This window comes from Pseudomonas sp. JS425, assembly GCF_018223845.1.
GTDB classification, from domain to species: Bacteria; Pseudomonadota; Gammaproteobacteria; order Pseudomonadales; family Pseudomonadaceae; genus Aquipseudomonas; species Aquipseudomonas asiatica.
Map to the genome: position 1 here is coordinate 1,491,650 of NZ_CP073661.1, position 13,758 is coordinate 1,505,407.

The 13,758-nt window shown below is 55.5% G+C and carries 16 protein-coding genes and 1 pseudogene; 7 read left to right on the forward strand and 10 right to left on the reverse strand.

The features are described 5' to 3' along the window. The first annotated feature begins 79 nt into the window (after nucleotides 1-79). The 3 genes from KDB76_RS06795 (at nucleotide 80) to KDB76_RS06805 (ending at nucleotide 2,975) form a co-directional block, all read left to right on the forward strand. Entirely contained in the window at nucleotides 80-1,378 is a 1,299-nt protein-coding gene (locus tag KDB76_RS06795; RefSeq protein ID WP_038408852.1) for a D-amino acid dehydrogenase, read from the forward strand. Continuing rightward, nucleotides 1,353-1,706 (forward strand): RidA family protein, encoded by a 354-nt coding sequence (locus tag KDB76_RS06800; RefSeq protein WP_038408854.1) that lies wholly within the window; start codon nucleotides 1,353-1,355, stop codon nucleotides 1,704-1,706. The genes KDB76_RS06795 and KDB76_RS06800 overlap by 26 nt, the downstream gene beginning before the upstream one ends. A 93-nt stretch (nucleotides 1,707-1,799) precedes the next feature. Continuing rightward, nucleotides 1,800-2,975 carry a M20 aminoacylase family protein gene (locus tag KDB76_RS06805; protein WP_038408856.1) on the forward strand — a complete coding sequence of 392 codons (1,176 nt, stop codon included), beginning with the start codon at nucleotides 1,800-1,802 and terminating at the stop codon, nucleotides 2,973-2,975. A gap of 30 nt (nucleotides 2,976-3,005) precedes the next feature. On the opposite strand, the gene KDB76_RS06810 is transcribed toward KDB76_RS06805, so the two are convergent. Continuing rightward, nucleotides 3,006-3,530, reverse strand: coding sequence for a GNAT family N-acetyltransferase (locus tag KDB76_RS06810; protein ID WP_038408858.1), 525 nt, complete (start codon nucleotides 3,528-3,530; stop codon nucleotides 3,006-3,008). Nucleotides 3,531-3,598: 68 nt separating this feature from the next. On the opposite strand from KDB76_RS06810, the gene KDB76_RS06815 reads away from it, so the two are divergent. Further along, nucleotides 3,599-4,159 (forward strand): XRE family transcriptional regulator, encoded by a 561-nt coding sequence (locus tag KDB76_RS06815; protein WP_038408860.1) that lies wholly within the window; start codon nucleotides 3,599-3,601, stop codon nucleotides 4,157-4,159. A 427-nt stretch (nucleotides 4,160-4,586) separates the two neighbouring features. Here the strand turns inward: KDB76_RS06815 and KDB76_RS06820 are convergent, their stop codons facing one another. The 6 genes from KDB76_RS06820 to KDB76_RS06845 form a co-directional block, all read right to left on the reverse strand. Continuing rightward, nucleotides 4,587-4,952, reverse strand: coding sequence for a histone-like nucleoid-structuring protein, MvaT/MvaU family (locus KDB76_RS06820; protein WP_038408862.1), 366 nt, complete (start codon nucleotides 4,950-4,952; stop codon nucleotides 4,587-4,589). An 84-nt stretch (nucleotides 4,953-5,036) separates the two neighbouring features. After that, complete coding sequence (locus KDB76_RS06825) at nucleotides 5,037-5,909, reverse strand: restriction endonuclease (RefSeq protein WP_038408865.1); 873 nt, start codon at nucleotides 5,907-5,909, stop codon at nucleotides 5,037-5,039. A gap of 116 nt (nucleotides 5,910-6,025) precedes the next feature. After that, nucleotides 6,026-6,418 carry a hypothetical protein gene (locus KDB76_RS06830; RefSeq protein WP_132579041.1) on the reverse strand — a complete coding sequence of 131 codons (393 nt, stop codon included), beginning with the start codon at nucleotides 6,416-6,418 and terminating at the stop codon, nucleotides 6,026-6,028. A 232-nt stretch (nucleotides 6,419-6,650) separates the two neighbouring features. Further along, nucleotides 6,651-7,037 (reverse strand): hypothetical protein, encoded by a 387-nt coding sequence (locus KDB76_RS06835; protein WP_038408869.1) that lies wholly within the window; start codon nucleotides 7,035-7,037, stop codon nucleotides 6,651-6,653. Then, nucleotides 7,034-7,510: a hypothetical protein gene (locus tag KDB76_RS06840; protein ID WP_038408871.1), complete on the reverse strand. Its 477-nt coding sequence runs from the start codon at nucleotides 7,508-7,510 to the stop codon at nucleotides 7,034-7,036. Before KDB76_RS06840 ends, KDB76_RS06835 begins: the two co-directional genes overlap by 4 nt. Nucleotides 7,511-7,553: 43 nt before the next feature. Then, the gene (locus tag KDB76_RS06845) at nucleotides 7,554-7,952 is read right to left on the reverse strand and encodes a hypothetical protein (RefSeq protein ID WP_038408873.1); all 399 of its coding nucleotides are present in this window, start codon (nucleotides 7,950-7,952) and stop codon (nucleotides 7,554-7,556) included. 144 nt (nucleotides 7,953-8,096) lie between these two features. On the opposite strand from KDB76_RS06845, the gene KDB76_RS06850 reads away from it, so the two are divergent. After that, nucleotides 8,097-8,558 (forward strand): helix-turn-helix domain-containing protein, encoded by a 462-nt coding sequence (locus tag KDB76_RS06850; RefSeq protein WP_038408875.1) that lies wholly within the window; start codon nucleotides 8,097-8,099, stop codon nucleotides 8,556-8,558. Nucleotides 8,559-8,868: 310 nt separating this feature from the next. On the opposite strand, the gene KDB76_RS06855 is transcribed toward KDB76_RS06850, so the two are convergent. Beyond that, on the reverse strand, nucleotides 8,869-9,849 hold the full coding sequence (locus KDB76_RS06855; protein WP_212632244.1) for an IS5-like element ISPa41 family transposase: 981 nt from the start codon (nucleotides 9,847-9,849) through the stop codon (nucleotides 8,869-8,871). A 262-nt stretch (nucleotides 9,850-10,111) separates the two neighbouring features. On the opposite strand from KDB76_RS06855, the gene KDB76_RS06860 reads away from it, so the two are divergent. Both KDB76_RS06860 and KDB76_RS06865 read left to right on the forward strand, forming a co-directional pair. Then, complete coding sequence (locus KDB76_RS06860) at nucleotides 10,112-10,966, forward strand: IS5 family transposase (protein WP_212632245.1); 855 nt, start codon at nucleotides 10,112-10,114, stop codon at nucleotides 10,964-10,966. A gap of 9 nt (nucleotides 10,967-10,975) precedes the next feature. Continuing rightward, nucleotides 10,976-11,563 carry a hypothetical protein gene (locus KDB76_RS06865; RefSeq protein ID WP_038409943.1) on the forward strand — a complete coding sequence of 196 codons (588 nt, stop codon included), beginning with the start codon at nucleotides 10,976-10,978 and terminating at the stop codon, nucleotides 11,561-11,563. A 58-nt stretch (nucleotides 11,564-11,621) separates the two neighbouring features. Here KDB76_RS06865 and KDB76_RS06870 read toward each other — a convergent pair whose 3' ends face one another. Both KDB76_RS06870 and KDB76_RS06875 read right to left on the reverse strand, forming a co-directional pair. After that, nucleotides 11,622-13,040 (reverse strand): heavy metal sensor histidine kinase, encoded by a 1,419-nt coding sequence (locus KDB76_RS06870; protein ID WP_038409944.1) that lies wholly within the window; start codon nucleotides 13,038-13,040, stop codon nucleotides 11,622-11,624. Continuing rightward, a pseudogene (locus KDB76_RS06875) lies at nucleotides 13,037-13,711 on the reverse strand (heavy metal response regulator transcription factor). The gene KDB76_RS06870 and the pseudogene KDB76_RS06875 overlap by 4 nt, the downstream one beginning before the upstream one ends. Nucleotides 13,712-13,758 lie beyond the last annotated feature (47 nt).

Below are 13,758 nucleotides of genomic sequence, written 5' to 3' on the forward strand. Positions count from 1 at the left end.
CTTCTGGCATCTGGTTACACTGGCCGTATCGCGCACTGCGAGAAGAACAAAGAATTTCTAAATTACGAGGTGCCTGGAAATGCGTGTACTGATACTCGGTAGCGGCGTCGTCGGAACTGTCAGTGCCTACTATCTCGCTCGAGAGGGTTTTGAAGTCGTCGTGGTAGATCGCCAGGACGGCCCCGCGATGGAAACAAGCTTCGCAAACGCAGGGCAGGTTTCTCCGGGGTATGCCTCACCTTGGGCAGCACCTGGAGTGCCATTGAAGGCCATTAAATGGATGCTTCAGCAACACGCACCTTTAGCGATCAAACCTACGTCTAGCCTGGATCAGTATCGTTGGATGATCCAGATGTTGCGCAACTGTAATCCGGCAAGCTATGCAGTTAACAAAGAGCGGATGGTTCGGATTTCCGAATATAGCCGAGACTGCTTGGATGAACTCAGGGCTGAGACTGGTATATCTTACGAGGCTCGCCAGCTCGGTACTACGCAACTGTTCCGCACTCAAGCTCAAGTAGATAATGCTGCTAAGGATATAGCTATCCTGAAACAGTCAGGCGTGCCTTTCGAGTTACTTGATCGCGACGGAATTGCTAAAGCTGAGCCGGCGCTCGCAAGTGTGCGCGATAAGCTAGCAGGGGCTCTTCGCTTGCCAAATGATCAAACCGGTGACTGCCAGATGTTCACGCGGAAGTTGGCAAAGATGGCCGAAGAGCTTGGTGTGGAGTTTCGTTTTGGATGTAATATTGACCGCCTCGAATGCTCTGGAGATACTATTTCCGGCGTATGGATCGACGGAAAACTCGAAGTAGCCGACCAATATGTGCTGGCGCTGGGAAGTTACAGCCCCCAGATGTTAAAGCCGCTGGGCATCCAAGCACCTATCTACCCCCTTAAGGGATACTCCCTTACGATTCCCATCACCGATGCAAGCATGGCTCCCTCATCAACCATTCTTGATGAAACCTACAAGGTCGCTATCACACGCTTCGATGATCGAATCCGTGTTGGTGGCATGGCTGAAATAGCAGGCTTCGATCTGTCACTGAACGCTCGCCGCCGAGACACGCTTGAGCTTGTTGTAGGCGACCTTTATCCAAAAGGTGGGGATCTCACCAAAGCTACGTTTTGGACAGGGCTACGGCCAGCAACGCCTGACGGTACTCCGATTGTAGGTAAAACAAAATACCGCAACCTGTTCCTCAATACCGGCCACGGGACTCTAGGCTGGACGATGTCTTGCGGCTCAGGTCGATTGCTGGCCGATTTGATGGCAGGAAAAAAGCCAAAGATCAGCGCCAAAGGCCTTGATATCTCCCGTTACTCCAACCAAAAGGAAGCCCATAATCATGGCAATCCAGCGACTGCACTCTAATGAGCGCCTGAGCAACACCGTTATTCACAATGGCATCGTCTATCTCGCAGGCCAGTTGGCGAACAACCACGATGCCGACATTCGCACTCAAACTGCCGAGACCCTGGCGAACATCGACAGGCTTCTTGAGGAGGCCGGTAGTCACAAGTCGAAAATCCTCACAGTGACTATCTATCTGAAAGACATCACCACCGACTTCGCTGCCATGAACGAGGTTTGGGAAGAGTGGGTCGCGGAAGGTCAGGCTCCTGCGCGAGCCTGTGTTGAGGCCGCTATGTTCAAGCCAAGCCTGCTCGTTGAGATGTCCGTAGTAGCAGCAATCGCCTGACGCTTACAAGCGCACCCGGCAGGCGCCCATCCAGCCTGGTAACAGGTCAGAGGCGCTCGCCGGGCACCGCTAAATCGATCCAGGAACAAACTCATGAACCACGTGCTTGCCGACATTAAAGAGTTTCAACAAGAGCTCATCGCTATCAGGCGCGACATCCACAAACATCCTGAAACCGCTTTCGAAGAACATCGCACCTCACAGCTGGTCGCCGACCGGCTCACTCAGTGGGGCTTGGAGATTCACCGTGGACTGGCAAAAACCGGGGTCGTTGGAACGCTCGTTGGACGCTCGCCAGGAATCACCATCGGCCTGCGTGCCGATCTCGATGCACTCAACATCGAGGAGCACTCCCTGCGTGGCCACAAATCAATTCACGAAGGGAAAATGCATGCGTGCGGGCATGATGGCCACACTGCAATGCTCCTAGGGGCGGCACGCTACTTTTCTCTGAATCGGGATTTTCCAGGCATCATCCATTTCATCTTCCAACCCGCCGAGGAGGGCCAGGGGGGCGGACGAGTGATGATAGAAGAAGGCCTATTCAAGCTTTTCCCCTGCGATATGGTGTTCGGCATGCATAACATGCCTGGCATTGCTGCTGGCGACTTTGCGATCTGCCCAGGCCCCATGATGGCTGCCAGCGACACATGGACGGTTACCTTCTCAGGTTCAGGTGGCCATGGCTCTATGCCGCACCTGGCCACCGATGCAACGCTCGCAGGAGCGAACTTCATCACCGGCATCCAGTCGATCATCTCTCGCAATGTGGCTCCATCCGACTCTGCCGTGCTCAGCGTCGGATACGTGTACGGCGGCCACTACAACTCAGCGAACGTGATTCCATCGTCGGTTGTTGTCCGAGGTACTGCTCGAAGCTTTTTGCCAGAAACCCGTGACCTGATTGAGAGACGTATGACCGAGATCTCTCAGGCATGTGCAGCAGCGAACGGGTGCGAAGTCGAATTTGAGTACCTGCGGCGATATCCGCCCGTGATCAATGCAGCAGTTCAAACCGAGCTGGCTGTCAGTGCGGCAGGCCTAACTGTTGGCGAGGGGCGTGTGAACACTGAACTTAAGCCACTGACTGCAGGCGAGGATTTTTCCTTCATGCTTCATGAGGTGCCAGGGGCCTACATTTTGATCGGGAATGGCCGAGATGATGGGTACGCTGCCAACATTCACACGCCTGAATTCGACTTCAACGACTCGATTCTGGCAACTGGCTCGGCCTACTGGGTCAACCTGGTCAAGGTTGCTAATGGCTAAGCAGTTCATCACATGTCTTGAAGCCAGGATTTAGTCCTCGGTTGGTGAAGCTGGTGTTTCCAAGATCCTTTGGTAAAAACCCAGATCCAGCCACTGACCGAACTTGAAAGCAGCCTGCTTGATCACCCCAGCCTCAACGAAGCCGAGCCGTTCATGCAGTATGATGCTGCCTCGGTTGGTGGTATCGATCCCTCCTATCATCGTGTGAACGTCACGTGCGATAGCCTCGTCTATGAGCTTCTGCATTAGAAGCTTCCCTAGCCCTTTGCCACGGGATTCATGGTGGATGTAGACCGAGTGCTCGACGCTGTATTTGTAGGCGGGCCAGGCGCGGAACGTCCCATAACTGGCGAAACCGAGAAGCTTCCCGGCATCGTCTTCAACGCCAACCACCGGGAAGTCGTTGCGTCGCTTTACCTCAAACCACCCGATCATGGATTCGGCAGTCCTAGGCTTGTAATCGTACAGGGCCGTGGAGGTCAAAATCGCGTGGTTGAAAATCTCCAGTATCGCGGCTGAATGCCGCTCTTCGGTACAACGCACCAGGTTGTTCATATGCTCTCCAGAAATCCACTATATGATACGATTCGTATCGCATAGGTGATTTGCGCAGAAGAGAAGACATGAAGACGATTGATCAGATCATCGCAAAACAGCTTTCATCGCTCCGTCAGGAACAGCGCCTGAGCTTGGCCGAACTTGGCGAGAAGGCAGGCGTGAGCAAGGCCATGATCTCGAAAATCGAACGACTTGAAAGCAGTCCAACAGCTGCAGTTCTGGGTCGACTGGCAGCGGGCTTAGGGGTTTCGCTGACCGAGCTACTCACAGAGGAAACTGCGCTTCCTTACTCAATTCTGCGACGTCAGGCAGACCAGCCAACCTGGCAGGACAGCCAAAGCGGCTACATCCGTAGGCAGGTCGCGGAACGGAAGGAGTCTAGCAGTAGCGAGCTGATCGAAATCGACCTGCCACCGGCTACTCGAGTCGATTACCCTCAATGGCACAGCAATCCCTACCATCAGCGAGTTTGGTTGCTCGAGGGGGCGCTAGAGGTGCTGTACGGTGACGAGAGATACTCGATGCAGCCTGGTGATGTGCTTGAATTTGCGGTCGACAGGCCGGTGAGTTACATCTCTGGCCAGGACGATGGCTGCCGCTACCTGCTGAACCTTTTATATCAATGAATGCAGGCTATACGGCCACACGGACGTAACGTCCAACGCCTATCGAGTGGGGACTGCTCGTAACTCATTACGCAGGCTGGTGATACTGCCCGCGTGTATGCGTCCGTCCAGCTCACGTTGCGTAAGTCAGGTCTGCACCCACTCATGCGGTAGCAGTTGGCCGATCTGACAGGCCCGCTTTGTCGGTAGGGGAAAGTGTGCCGGAGCTGATCGTACTCGAAACACCTCTGAGCCAAGCATCCAGGGTACTTACAGAAATAAAAAACCGCCTGGAGAGGCGGTTTTAAGGTCTTGCTCGGGGTCTCCGGCTCTCCACGACGGGGTTTAGGTTGCCGTTGAAGAGGTCTTTTCCTCTGAGAGGTTCTGGCGCCGGACACGTACTACATGAGGCTACCTACCAGGCATTCGCTGCGTCAAGAAGCGATGCTTACTGACGCCACGATTCCACAGTCTCGGCACCGTGTTCAGCTTTCCATGCCTTCAGAACAGCGTGGTTGCCGCCCTTGGTTTGCACGACTTCACTGTTGTGCGGGTTTTTGTATACCTTGACCTCGCGTGGCTTGCGAGTGGATTTCTCTTGAGTCTGAGGGGCTAGACGACGAGTGCCAGCTTGCGGATCCAGGATGTTAATCACTTCGCGGAGGCTGTAACCGTATTCGCCAAGCAAGGCACGGAGTTTGTTTTCAAACTCCATTTCGGCCTGGATGGCGCCATCGCTTTTCATCGCTTCCAATTCTGCGAGCTGCTGAGCGAGTTGCAGCTCAAGACGACGGAATTCTGCAAGACGAGACATTGTTAGCTTCCTACGTTGTTGGTGGGGCAAGAATACATTCAGTCCCTGCTCAACTGCTATCCCGGACTGAAGATAGCTCTCGATCTAAAACAGGGTTTTCACCTCAACGAACACCGATCCGGTCTCTGCGGCAGCTCGAACCTTGCGGTCGATGACTTCGGCGAACGGTATCTGTTTGTCGAGTGCGTCGTGGATGTCTTTGCCAGAAATACACACCAGGCTTTTCCCACGACCGAAGGCTTCTAGTCCAACATCCGTGAAACCGTAGTAGCTGATGAACACTCCGCGTGTCCATGCAGCCTTCTCGTTGATCTTGCCCTGTAGGATATGAAGCTCACCAGCTCCAACGGGGTTAGTTACCCACTTCGCTTCGACGAGGTAGATGTCACCGCGACAGAGGAAGCTCCCGTCGATCTGTTCCCCGGTATTCCGGAAAGGGGCACGTGGTTGGAGATTGGAGGCCTCAAACAACTGCTGCAGGAACGTCTCAAACGCATAACCACGTGCCTGAGGCGCGAGCTTATGGATATCAAGCAGGGCCTGCTTGAGCTTGGCCGCCTCATCAATGCTGACTTTGCGTACTGCGGCAAATGGATCGCCTGCAACGCCGCTACTGGAGGTGCCCGATTCCAAATCTTGGATCAGGGTTAGAAAACGCCCTTCGGCATTCGCAACTGGGTCATCTCGACCTTCATACAACAGGTGAGCCTGTCGATGTGCCCACACGGCCTTCAAGGCTCGTACACACGTCTGGGTATCTGCAAGGTTTAGGAAGCTGCGAAAGCGCTTGGCCTTGGACGTACCATCGGCGGTGAAGAGTTGATCATCAATATCGATCTCCAACTCCCCGAGGAAGAACCGGCTGAAGGTAGCGTTCGAAAAATCCAAAACGTACCCCCCTTCCATTTCGAAGAGGAGATCCAGGAGCTTCATATCAAACGGTTTTATCTTGGGCATGCCACGCGTCCTTGATCAAGCACAGCTAATCGAGCATACGACATCGCTGTGAAAGACCCAACGGGCTATCGAGCTCAGAGCCCACCATCCGAAACGATAGTAAGCCCGGGCTTCTTCTAAGAAGTCAGAGAAGCATTGCTGCTATGTGCGGAGCAGAGCGTACTGACCCAGGTCGTACCCACCTGCCTTGCAGGAGAGCCACAGTAGGAGCAAGTCTTCAGCGATAGCTCGGTGGCAACATCCACCGCTCCTCGGCAGTAGGCATCCCCGCCATCGTAGAAAAAGTGCAGCTCGCCGAATTTGGATTTGATCTGCGCGACGGTCACCGGGACAACATCAGGGTGGCGAGCCAGATGATCCCGCAGCGTATCGCACAGTGCGAGGAGGAGGTTTTTCCAGCCAGGCCCGCAGTAGATCAAATCGACGCCAGGATCAGAAAACAGCTGCGGATAGCGCTGACGGAACTCTCCAATGTCGATCTCGGGTAGAACTTCAGGCGGCGTCTTCATAGTGCTTAAGTTTCACTGTAGGGGTAGAGGCTCGGCCATGTGATTTGCGATCAAACCGCAAGCGGAGCGCGCCGGCCCACGACGGGCCATAGACGTGAGGATGGAAGCCCGCAGGGCCAGGCCGCACGAACGTGTGGCCTGGTTCACGACAGCCGCCCGCGCATGCGGCACGCCTCACAATCAGCGGTGCTGCTTGCTGAGCCTTGGGCACGCTCGCATGCCCAGTCTCAAACTAATGAATCAGTTCAGTGTTCGGGAAGCGGTTACCAACCAGTCGGCAAAAGTCCTTCAGGCTTCGACGCCCACCATCGCGCCGGAAGGTGGCAATCACATACCGGGAATGGATGGTAGTGATCACCCAGAATTTCCCTTCCTTCTTCATAGCCAGGATGTCGGAAGTCTGGATCAGGTGCCCATCGGCGAATCGACCATAAGGCTCCTGGCGGACATGGCCAAAAACTACGCCCACAGCGCTTAGTCTGTGAATATGGACGTTCACGAGAAACGCAGTGATCTCGTCCTCATACTGTTGGCCAACCGCTCGAGCAATCCGCAGCAGGTCGAAATCGCTATAGCGTTTGACGTGAAAGTCGACCGCTACCGTGTTGTCCTCTGTCACGCGTGAGCACTCCGATGTTCAGTCCCGGTGCTGGGTTTCGTGGCACGTCGACGGTAAAGCTCTTTCACGCCAATCAGAGAGCCGACATTAAGTTCAGGCTCATGCGTATCGAGGTATACCGCACCGCTCTCGACCTCAAGCACGCAAACGGGCACTTCAGCACGGTCGAACCCCATCGATAGAGAAGTCAGCTTTTCCATCTTCCAACTGCCATCCTTGTTCATCCAGCAGGGGGTGACCGCTTGGACTTCTTGGACAACCAGGCTCTCGTCCTGGGATACCAGCAGCTCCACAAGGCGCGCCTCGTCATTGATCATTTCCTGGGAGGCTACAAATCGATCCTCGAACCGGCGCTTGATGCTGACGTGGTACCAGTGAGTCGCTAGAGATCGGGAGACTGCATGAAAGTGGGCGAGGCCATCCCCAAACATACCTACCGGGCCAGCCTGGTCTTGCGTGCTAATGCGGAACATCGTGGATCTCATCTGGGCAAGTCCGCCTAGCGGAACCTGCGGGTCAAAATAATGCGAATATTGTCTTCAGCGAGGCGGTTTGCTCACGACCCTGGCCGATCAGCACGTACACCGTGTTTCGCGTCTCAAACATGCATACGCCGTCGTAGGTCTTGCACAGCGTGGAACGCACCCACCCTCCAGGCGGAAACCGTCCCTCGCTGTCGTAGATGACGCAATGGGAGTACAGGAACATCGGCTGCAGGCCTACAGAACGAACCCTTGCAAGCGATTCAGGCGGCTCATCCACATGGAAGAGGAGCCAGTCCTCAACGAGGCAGTACGTTCTACGAGGGAAGCGTTCGGCGAGCAGTGCCTCAACCTCAGGTCGAGACAGCAACGTGCCGGCGGAAGAGATTTGTCCTTCCCGGAGCAGCTCGTGCTCATCAGGGCTATCAGTCACCAAGTACCTCGGTATCCAAAACGACGAGGTGATGTGCGAACGGGAACGCAGCGGCAGATCGCCATTCGACTCACTCGAACCAATATATCTGTTTGAGCGAGTCGAGGCAAACGAGGCATACCGTCTCATTTTGCGGAGGCAGAAATGCCGCTACGCCACTCTCTCGCCGCTGTGCTCCAGTCACTGCGAACGCAGCAAGGCCTGTCTCAGCAGGAGATCTCTGGTCTTGTGCGTCAGCAAACAATCAGCGAATTGGAAGCGGCTCGCTTCACGGCCACCATCGATACCGTGAAGGATCTGGCCATTTCATTGAACATCAGCCCAGCGACCCTATTCGCCATGGTCATTGCTGCTGAAAATCAGCAGACGACACACCAGGTGCTGATCGATGCAATTGTGGAAGCAGAGGCCTTGGGCAAAGCCAACGAGATCATGGAGCGACGGCCTCGCGAGATTGAGCATCCGCGTGTGACGGCTGCAAGAGAGAAGTGGAAGGCAGTTCAGGCGCTGAAAAAAGACGGCCTTACCCAGGCTGAGGTGTCTCGTGCTCTGGGGTACTCGAAGGGCACTGTGTGGCGGCTTTGGGAGCGAGAGCCAGGCGTTTAAACCAGCATCGAGGTCGGATCGCGTCACTTGGCCACGAACGTGACCACGGTAGCAAACCTATGCTTCAGGTCTGCGGACAAATTCTTTCAGTCGCTCCCGTGACGCTAAGACCTGGTCTCGGATCTCTTCCGGGTCGATTGACATCCTTCCACCCTCACAGACATGGAGGGTCTTGAGGGAGTTAAGGATGCTCCGATCAACTTGTCGTGCAGCCGCGGCAAGTTGCAATTTTCCAGGCACCTACAGCGTCATTGGACGAAAAGTGACCGAAAAATCATGTACGGAGAGCTTTTTCGACCGGTTCTCCGTGTTAAACGCGAACCTCACCCATACCCATGAGCTGTTTTCGAACCCTCCACAGGTTTGCCAGGGCGAACAGCGTGGTCAACTGAGCCGTGTTTTTCATCAGCCCACGAAAACGTATTTTCACGTAACCAAACTGCCGCTTGATCACGCGAAACGGATGCTCGACCTTGGCCCGTGTCTGAGCCTTGCAGAACTCGATCTTGCGCTTGGCTTTGTACAGTACGCTGCGCTGGTTCAGCTTGGAATAGGTGCTGCGACGCGCTGCAATCTGCCAGATCACCCCCCGATTTTCATGCTCTTCGCGCCTTTCGACACCGGTGTAACCGGCATCTGCATACACGGCGTTTTCTTCGCCATGCAGCAGTTCAGCCACCTGCGTGACATCGGCCACATTGGCAGCGGTGCCATGGACGTGATGCACCAGGCCGGACTCGACATCGGCACCGATGTGCGCCTTCATCCCGAAGAAATACTGACCGCCTTTCTTGGTCTGGTGCATCTCGGGATCACGCTTGCCTTCTTTATTTTTGGTCGAGCTGGGGGCATGAATAATGGTGGCATCGACGATGGTGCCTTGGCGCAGCGACAGGCCTTTTTCCTGCAGATAACCATTGATGACCGCAAGGATTGCCGGTGCGAGCTGATGCTTCTCCAGCGAGTGCCGGAAGTTCATGATCGTGGTGTCTTCGGGGATTGGCGCGCTCAGCGTCAGGCGTGCGAACTGGCGCATGGGCGTGATTTCGTAGAGCGCTTCTTCCATGGCCGGGTCGCTCAGGGAGAACCAGTTCTGCAACAGATGGATGCGCAGCATGGTTTCCAGAGGATAGGGTTTTCTACCGCCGCCGGCCTTGGGGTAGAACGGTTCGATCAGCTCCAGCAGGCCTGCCCAGGGCACCACCTGATCCATTTCGGCGAGGAAGCGCTCTCGGCGGGTTTGCTTGCGCTTGCCGGCGTACTCAAAGTCGGAAAAGCTCATCTGGCTCATGGGCGGCTCGGATCAGGTGTTGCGGGGATTCTCGCATAACTGAAGGCTTGTTCGGAGATTCCTAAAGCGTGACTAACGGGTCATGCGAAATAAAGGGAAATCACAGAGCACTGAGATGTTTGTACGCTAAGCCATGGTTCTCAGCTGCAACCATTATCTGACACTGGTGACTTCGGTTGAAGTCCCCCTGCCAGTGCGAATTAGGTTTTGTACGAAAAGTCGTTGTGGCTAAAATTGCCGCCATGACCGGTTGGAGGCCCGTATGGCAAGGCGTTACGAACTTTCTGATGCGTCATGGGAGCTGATCAAGGATTTGGTTTCTCCAGAACAGAAAATGGGCCGTCCTCGCAACGATGATCGTCAGGTTCTCCACGGAATTCTGTGGATCCTGTGCTCGGGCGCTCCCTGGCGCGACCTGCCTGAACGCTTTGGGCCTTGGTCAACGGTGTATCAGCGTTTTCGTGACTGGCGCGACGACGGCACATTCGAGCGAGTACTGGAGCGTCTGCATATTCGGCTGAACCGGGAAGGACTGATCGACTTGGACACCTGGATGATCGACTCCACCGCAGTACGAGCAACCCGAGCCTCTTCAGGCGCCGGGGAAAAGGGGGGGCCTGAAGAACCGTTAGACCATGCCTTCGGGCGCAGTCGAGGCGGTCTGACCACCAAGATTCACATGGTGTGCGATGCCAATGGCGTGCCATTGCATTTCAGGCTTTCACCAGGACAAGCCAGTGATGTCTCCCACGCTCAGCCGCTGCTGGATGCTGTAAGAATTGCTGGCAAGCCAGGACGACCGCGTAAACGTAGCCGGTGGTTGCTGGCTGACAAGGGATACGATGCCGAGCACCTGCGCCAGTACTGCGACCGTTACCGAATGCAGCCGGTAATCCCATTGCGCGCTATGCCGCGCAAACCTCGACCTGGCTTGCCCCGACTGTTTGACCGGCCTAAATACCGGCAACGGAACATCATTGAGCGGATGTTTGGCTGGCTGAAAGAAAATCGCAGGATCGGCACTCGCTATGACAAGCTGGCCAAGAGCTTTGCAGCCATGGTCACCTTGGCCTGCAGCCTACGTTGCATGCGGCAATACTTTTCGTACAAAGCCTAGGAGATAGCCATGAATGATATAGAACCCTGGGCAATTGCTATCAGTGACTTTCGCCACTGCACTGAAAAACTCACTGTCCAACTCGATGAGCTGACCTCGCAAACGCTCACCTCAAGCGCTGTTCTGGAGAGGTCGAACGAACTGGTGGAGCAGGTGGACGCTGTCGGCCGGCAGATTCAGGAGGAGGTGCGAAAGGCAGAGAAGGCTTGGTCGAATGCGGAAGAGGTTGCCTTGCGCGCCGCTGCAGCAGCGTATTCAGCCGCATGCCGCGGAGTTGACACCGCCATCCAGCCACTGATCTCGGAGCTTACAGTAGCTACAAAGGCCGCGGACGCCTCTATGCAGGAGCTCAAGCGTGCACCGGTGCTGGCCAAGCGTTATGTGATGGTGGTCGCCACGGCGTTCTTCATCCTGGCGCTGATCTGTGTCTACTCGACCATGCGCCTGATCGATGCCGCCGGCAGCGTAAGTGCCCAAGAGAAAGTGAATGCTCAGTACTTCTCCCACCTGTGGAAGAACGCCAGTCCTGACGAACAGAAGATTATTAAGTCAGTGATTCTGCGGTCGCCCATGGACACTGTGGTCCTCCGGCACTGATGCATTGAGGCAAACTAAAAGGCCCGTCGATTGACGGGCCTAATCATGTCTGCGCGGTTCAAGCGGCGTTCATTGCCGGCTGCAGTTGCTGGGCTGCGGGAAAGTGAAGGTGGAACCAGGTGAAGTTTTCTTCGGTCACCTCGACGCTCGCCGACCCCTGGTGCAGGCTCATGATCGACTGAACGATGGCCAAGCCAAGACCGGTACCGCCTTCGCTCCGTGCTCGGCTCTTGTCCACACGGTAGAACCGCTCAAACAAGTGCGCGTGGTGTTCCTTGGCAATACCGCGGCCGGGGTTGCCGACACTCAACGTCGTACCGCTCGCACTATGCTGCACCTTCACGAAGACCGTGCGGCCGCGAGGGCAGTATCGGATCGCATTTGACACGAGGTTCGAGACGGCTCGTTGAACCATCAGACGGTTCCCGCGTACCACATCATCACTGCCAGAGATCTGCAGCTGGATCTCGCCTTCCTCTGCCGAAATGCTGAAGAGGTCGCACACGCGCTGGACCTCGTCGACCAAGGAGACGGGTTCGAACTCCACCATGGATGCTGGATGACTGACCTGGGCCAAGAACAGCATGTCGGAAACCATGCGGCTCATGCGGTCCAGCTCTTCTGTGCACGACTCCAGAACCTCCCGGTATTCGGAAAGCGATCGTTCTCTGGTCAAGGCAACCTGAGCCTTGCCCATTAGGTTGGAGAGCGGTGCCCGAAGTTCGTGAGCAAGGTCGTCAGAGAACTGCGATAGCTGCTGAACCCCATCATCCAGGCGAGCCAGCATGATGTTAATGCCGTCGGCGAGCATTTTGAGTTCTGCCGGCATCCCATCAGTTGGAAGGCGATGGTCGAGGCTCTCGGTTGAGATTTTCGACGCGATCTTGAGGAACTTGGTCAGTGGCAGCAGGCCTCTGCGCACAGTCCACCAGCCAATGGCCAGGATCAGTGCGAGGATGACGGGGGACATCATCAGGGCCCAGGTCAGCAACGCATCGAGCAGCGCCTCACTGGATGACTGGTCCATGGTCATGTAGACGCTGACCTCTGTTCCATCGCCCAAGCGCATGATTCGAGAAGCACTCAGCAGAGGACGGTCCTGCGTATCACGCCATTCGTGCTCTTTGGGCTGGGCCGCCGGCTGAAACTTGTGCACCTCCAGATTGACCTGTTTCGAGCCAATCGAGAGCAGGGGAGTATGATTCTGTGAGGTATCGAATATGCTCACATACAGGTTGTTGTGGCCCATGACCAAATCGACAAGCTGATGCGCATCCGCGTTGACGCCGGAGATGTCCGGGATGGTGGACAGGTTGTGAGCCATCCCCGCCATCTTTACTTCCAGGTCCGCTCTGGTATTTCTTTCCAGAGCCTTGCCTACCATCATATAGCCGAAGGTGGCGAACAGAAGCAGCAACGCTGCGCTCATCAACCCAACTTTTAACCCCAGCTTTGCAGCCAGGCTGAATGGCCTCATGCGCGTTCCTCAAAAACGTACCCAACGCCACGAAGCGTGTGAATGAGCTTGGTTTCAAACGGGTCATCGATCTTCGACCGCTAGCGCCGTATGGCTACATCGATGACATTGGTGTCGCAATCGAAATTCATATCCCAGACCAACGAGATGATCTGAGAGCGAGTCAGCGCTTCGCCCGTTCGGCTCATGAGCAGGTGCAGAAGCGCAAATTCCTTGGTGGTGAGATCGATGCGTGTGCCACCGCGGAAGACGCGATGGCGGACGGAGTCGAGTTCCAGATCGGCAATTTTCAGCGAGCTCTTCTCGACTAACTCATCACCACGGCGTTGCAGCGAACGGATGCGAGCAAGCAGTTCAGGGAATTCGAATGGCTTCACAAGGTAGTCATCCGCGCCGCCGTCCAAGCCCTTGAGCTTGTCATTGATGCGTCCGCGGGCGGTCAGCATGATGATGCGGACCCGGCTGGTCTTACGGATGGTTTCCAGCAGGTCCCAGCCGTCGATACCCGGGAGGTTCACGTCCAGAAGGACCAACGAATAGACATTAGTGTTGAACAAGTGCAGGGCATCTACACCGTTGTGCACGATATCTACGACATACCCGCTTTCGGATAGGCCCTGCTGAAGATATTCGGCAGTTTTAATTTCGTCTTCCACAACTAGAACGCGCATAACTTATCTCAAGGTGTGAGGAAGGAGTTGGCCATAATCCGCCAAGA

Coding starts and splice junctions, on each gene's coding strand:
- KDB76_RS06795 (WP_038408852.1), top strand. CDS start 80: ATGCGTGTACTGATACTCGGTAGCGGCGTCGTCGGAACTGTCAGTGCC.
- KDB76_RS06800 (WP_038408854.1), top strand. CDS start 1,353: ATGGCAATCCAGCGACTGCACTCTAATGAGCGCCTGAGCAACACCGTT.
- KDB76_RS06805 (WP_038408856.1), top strand. CDS start 1,800: ATGAACCACGTGCTTGCCGACATTAAAGAGTTTCAACAAGAGCTCATC.
- KDB76_RS06810 (WP_038408858.1), bottom strand. CDS start 3,530: ATGAACAACCTGGTGCGTTGTACCGAAGAGCGGCATTCAGCCGCGATA.
- KDB76_RS06815 (WP_038408860.1), top strand. CDS start 3,599: ATGAAGACGATTGATCAGATCATCGCAAAACAGCTTTCATCGCTCCGT.
- KDB76_RS06820 (WP_038408862.1), bottom strand. CDS start 4,952: ATGTCTCGTCTTGCAGAATTCCGTCGTCTTGAGCTGCAACTCGCTCAG.
- KDB76_RS06825 (WP_038408865.1), bottom strand. CDS start 5,909: ATGCCCAAGATAAAACCGTTTGATATGAAGCTCCTGGATCTCCTCTTC.
- KDB76_RS06830 (WP_132579041.1), bottom strand. CDS start 6,418: ATGAAGACGCCGCCTGAAGTTCTACCCGAGATCGACATTGGAGAGTTC.
- KDB76_RS06840 (WP_038408871.1), bottom strand. CDS start 7,510: ATGTTCCGCATTAGCACGCAAGACCAGGCTGGCCCGGTAGGTATGTTT.
- KDB76_RS06850 (WP_038408875.1), top strand. CDS start 8,097: ATGCCGCTACGCCACTCTCTCGCCGCTGTGCTCCAGTCACTGCGAACG.
- KDB76_RS06855 (WP_212632244.1), bottom strand. CDS start 9,849: ATGAGCCAGATGAGCTTTTCCGACTTTGAGTACGCCGGCAAGCGCAAG.
- KDB76_RS06860 (WP_212632245.1), top strand. CDS start 10,112: ATGGCAAGGCGTTACGAACTTTCTGATGCGTCATGGGAGCTGATCAAG.
- KDB76_RS06865 (WP_038409943.1), top strand. CDS start 10,976: ATGAATGATATAGAACCCTGGGCAATTGCTATCAGTGACTTTCGCCAC.
- KDB76_RS06870 (WP_038409944.1), bottom strand. CDS start 13,040: ATGAGGCCATTCAGCCTGGCTGCAAAGCTGGGGTTAAAAGTTGGGTTG.